The sequence below is a fragment of the Silvimonas sp. genome (assembly GCF_031291215.1).
GTDB classification, from domain to species: domain Bacteria; phylum Pseudomonadota; class Gammaproteobacteria; order Burkholderiales; family Chitinibacteraceae; genus Silvimonas; species Silvimonas soli.
Map to the genome: position 1 here is coordinate 1 of NZ_JARLJK010000096.1, position 3,143 is coordinate 3,143.

Consider the following 3,143-nt stretch of genomic DNA (forward strand, 5'->3'; position numbering starts at 1 on the left):
GTAAGAGATGGCGGAGGTCATCGTGCCCGCCAGTGGCGCCGTGTACCGCCACACAAGTCCTGTGGCCACGCCGGAGGGCCCACTCACGCCCATGCGCCCACTGTGGGCCTCATCGTGTCCCGCCTGGCCCCACACCGCTGCAAATACACATACGCACAGTCTAACAATCGAGTGACAACACACGACACAACAATATCACGCCGACAACAACACTTGCACCCTTACCCAAACCAGACGGAGTCGGTGTGGCTGTCGGGGTCACTGTGGGCGTCACAGAGCTCGTGGACGAAACACTCGCGCTCACACTTTCTGTGGCCGACCATGACGAGCTCGTGGAGTACGACGAAGTGACAGAAAAGGTGCAGGTCGTTGAGCCAGAAGTCGTTCCTGTCACTGACACAGTCGCAGTAGATGACGATGAAGCCGAGGGTGACACAGTTGACGTCGCCGTCTCGCTTCCGGTGCCACTCACACCCCGGCTCACACTGGCACTTCTGAGACTGGATTCCGTCATACTCTCACTCATCGAGTCTGTCATTGAAGCTGTTGCCGTCCCGCTCACACTTACACGTCTCGTGTCTGAGGCTGAGCTTGTCGACGACACTGTATCTGATCTTGTCTTCGTCGCTGTCGCCGGTCTAGACACTGAGGCTGGCGCTGATACTGCCACAGACGCCCTTTCTGTCATCAATGGCGATGGTGATTCTGTCGCGCTCATTGTCGTTGACACAGTGTTGTTGTTCGTCACAGACACCGATGGTGATGCGATCACGGATGCCGTCGCTGACACAAACTCGGACACTGACTCGGATGAGGATGCGGATGCCGATCCCAACACCAACGCTGACACTGACACGGACGCTGACGCTGACACTGACGCTGGCCCTGGCACTGACACGGAGTCCGACGCTGATGCTGTGACGGAGACTGGCAACGACGTCGAGCCACTCGCCATCCCGCTCACACTCTCACTCATCGTGCCTGATACGCTGCTCGTCACTGTCATTGAAACTGTTGCCGTCCCGCTCACACTTCCAATCATACTCACACTCGCGCTGGCCGTCGCTGAGCTCGTGTCTGACGCTGATGACGCCATCGTCGCTGAGCTTGTCGACGACCCTGTATCTGATGCCCCCGTGGCCGTCGCCGTCTCAAACACTGATCCTGATACTGATACTGACGCTGGCGCTGAGACTGATACTGACGCTGGCGCTGACACTGGCCCCGACAACGACAATGATTCTGTATCGCTCCCTGTCGTTGACACTGCGGCACTTTCACTGCTGCTGCTCGTCACAGACATGGGTGGTGATGCGGCCGCTGATGCCGTCACTGATGCCGACTCGGACTCTGACGAGGATGGGAGTGCCGACGCCGACCCCAATGGCGACGCTGATGCTGCTGTGCCACTCACCGTCTCGCTCACGCTCTCACTTACCAAGCTTGTGCCGCTTCTCCTTACCGTGACTGTCGTCGTCATGGTGCCTGACCCGCTGGCTGTGCCACTCGTCGTGGCTGTTGTTGTCACACTCATCCACTCCGACGCTTGGGCCGTGGACGCCACTGTTCCTGTCCCACTCCCAGTCATGGTTGCACCCCCTGTCTGCGCCACTGAGACACTCACACTGCTTGACGCTGACACCGACGGCATTGCAGCCATTGACGCACTCTCACTCCCACTCCCAGACACACTCGCCGAAAGCGTCTCACTGTGAGACTTCGTGACGGAGTCACTCTCACTACCAGTCACACTCACGCTCACACTATTGCTCCAGCTGCTGCTACTGTTCCCACTGCTGCAGGGCGATGGTGATGCCGTGTCACTTCCGCTCACTGTTGCACTGGTGCTTCCGCTCTCCGTCACACTCCTTGTCACGCTTCCAGATTGCGTACCAGACACACTCCCGCTCATCGTCTCGCTTCCGCTCTCTGTCACACTTCCCGTCCCAGATGCCGTGTCTGTCACACTCTCGCTCACGCTCCCACTCACACTCCTGCTCACACTCCGTGTACCGCTCACACTCCGGGTACCCGTCGGCGTCGGACTCGCCGGCACATCCACGTACGCACTCACCCAGTGCAACGTCGATGACACCAACACACTTCCATTCCCATGCAGCGCCGCCGTCACCGTGCCCACCGGCGACACCAGTGATGACCACAACACAGACCCTCCCATGCCATCCAACCCGTACAACAGACCGCCACTCGTCGTCAAGTACACCACGTCATTCACGCCCGCACACATGAACTGTGGCGGCAGTGTCAACCCCGCTCCCCAGCTCCACAACACGCTCCCGTCCACACCCGACAGCCGCCACAACACCGCACTGCCGTCGCCCTGCCCGCTCACCACCACACTCCCATCGCTCAACAGCACGCCTGTGCCATCCACCGCGCCTCCCATACTTGACATCCACAACACCGATCCGCTCGCCGCCCCAAGCCCGTACATGTTGCCATCACCCGATCCAATGTACAGCGAGCCGCCCAATGACCACAACACTGGCGATGACTTCACCGCCGCTCCGGTGCTCACACTCCACACCACGCTCCCATCGCTCGTGCTCAACGCGTACACGCCGCCGTCCCAGCTCCCAAAATACACCACGCCCAGCGCCTCCTCCACCGCCGGCGTCGAGCTCACCCAGTCTCCACACTGGTATGTCCACCTCACATTCCCGCTCACGCCCTCCAAACATGTCACGTACCCATACAACGAGTCACCAGAGCCCACATACACACTTCCGTCGCTGCTCACACTCACTGATGACATCACCCAGCTCCCCACTGTGGTGCCCCACAACACCGCGCCCGTGCCTCGGTCCACCGCCCTCACAAGCCCATCCGCCGATGAGCCCGCATACACACGGGATCCCTCTGGACTCAGTGCCAACATTGACCTCACCGCCGCCCCGCCACCCAACACGCTCCGCCACACCATCGCACCACTGTTGGACAAGCGATACAAGTTCCCCAGTGTGTCGCCACAGTACACACTGCCGTCGCTGTAAGAGATGGCGGAGGTCATCGTGCCCGCCAGTGGCGCCGTGTACCGCCACACAAGTCCTATGGCCACGCCGGAGGGCCCACTCACGCCCATGCGCCCACTGTGGGCCTCATCGTGTCCCGCCTGGCCCCAC

1 protein-coding gene and 1 pseudogene are annotated in these 3,143 nt (G+C 60.6%); one reads left to right on the forward strand and one right to left on the reverse strand.

The annotated features are described in order from the left end of the window. The first annotated feature begins 245 nt into the window (after positions 1-245). Entirely contained in the window at positions 246-1,715 is a 1,470-nt protein-coding gene (locus tag P4L78_RS10615) for a hypothetical protein (protein ID WP_309328036.1), read from the forward strand. 458 nt (positions 1,716-2,173) lie between these two features. On the opposite strand, the pseudogene P4L78_RS22925 reads toward P4L78_RS10615, so the two are convergent. Beyond that, a pseudogene (locus P4L78_RS22925) lies at positions 2,174-3,103 on the reverse strand (PQQ-binding-like beta-propeller repeat protein); the annotation flags it as partial. Between the last annotated feature and the right edge of the window lie 40 nt (positions 3,104-3,143).